This window comes from Streptomyces sp. NPDC054847 (assembly GCF_053610925.1).
In genome coordinates this window covers 1-1,036 of the sequence record NZ_JBSGZJ010000811.1, presented here as the reverse complement: position 1 = coordinate 1,036, position 1,036 = coordinate 1, and the positions used below count along the sequence as shown (strand labels likewise).

At 76.8% G+C, this 1,036-nt stretch carries 1 protein-coding gene; it reads left to right on the top strand.

Features of this window, described 5'->3' with window-relative positions:
• Positions 1–1,017, top strand: a 1,017-nt coding sequence (locus ACWGH4_RS35395; RefSeq protein WP_453468041.1) for a beta-ketoacyl reductase, incomplete at its 5' end; no start/stop codon positions are given.
• Between the last annotated feature and the right edge of the window lie 19 nt (positions 1,018–1,036).

Sequence of the window (1,036 nt, the reverse complement as noted above, 5' to 3'; positions counted from 1 at the left end):
GGCGCGCGGCGGATCCTGCTCGCGGGCCGCACGGCCCTGCCGCCGCGCCGCGGTTGGCCCGCCCAGAGCGACCCGGCCACCGTGCGGCGTATCGAGGCGGTCAGGCGGCTGGAGGCGCGCGGGGTGAGCGTGACGAGCGTGGCCGTCGACATCGCCGACAAGGCGGCGGCCCGCGCGGCGCTGGACACCGACGCGCTCGGCCTGCCGCCCGTGCGCGGTGTGGTGCACGCCGCGGGAGTCCTGGACAACCGGATGCTCGGCGACCTCGACGAAGCGTCGCTGGAGCGGGTGCTGGCGCCCAAGGCGGGCGGGGCGCTGGTGCTGCACGAGCTGTTCCCGCCCGGCAGCACCGACTTCTTCGTGCTGTTCTCCTCCGTCGGCTACCAGCTGGGCCTGACCGGCCAGTCCAGCTACGCCGCCGCCAACGCCTGCCTCGACGCCCTCGCCCGCCACCGGCAGGCGGCCGGCGACAGAGGCAGCACCGCCTACGCGTGGACGTCGTGGCGCGGCGTGGGCATGGCCGTCAGCGACTTCGTCGACGCCGAACTCGCCGACCGCGGCAGCGGTTCCGTCGAGCCGGCCGACGCGCTGCGGGCCTGGGAGTACGCGCTGGGCTGCGGTGCGCGGCCCTATGTCGCCGTCCTGCCGGTCACCGGCGCCACCGGCCTGCCCGTCCTCGGTGAGCTGTCCGCGCCGGGCGGTAAGGCGGCGGACGGGCCGGACGACGCGGCCGCGTTCCGGGCCGACGGGCTCACGCAGGAGGAGCTGGGCGCGCTGCTGCTGGCCGAGGTCGGCCGGCAGATCGAGGCCGAACTCGGGCTGAGCGCCGAGCGGCTGGACGTCCACCGGCCCCTGACCGAACTGGGCCTGGACTCGGTGATGACGCAGGTCCTGCGGCGCGGCCTGGAGCGGCGGCTGGGTCTGAAGCTGCCCGCCACGCTGGTGTGGAAGCACCCCACGGCCGCCGCCGTCGCCGCGTTCCTCACGACCCGGCTGGCCGCCCCCTCCCCCGCGTAAGGCCTCCCCCGCCCCCGTC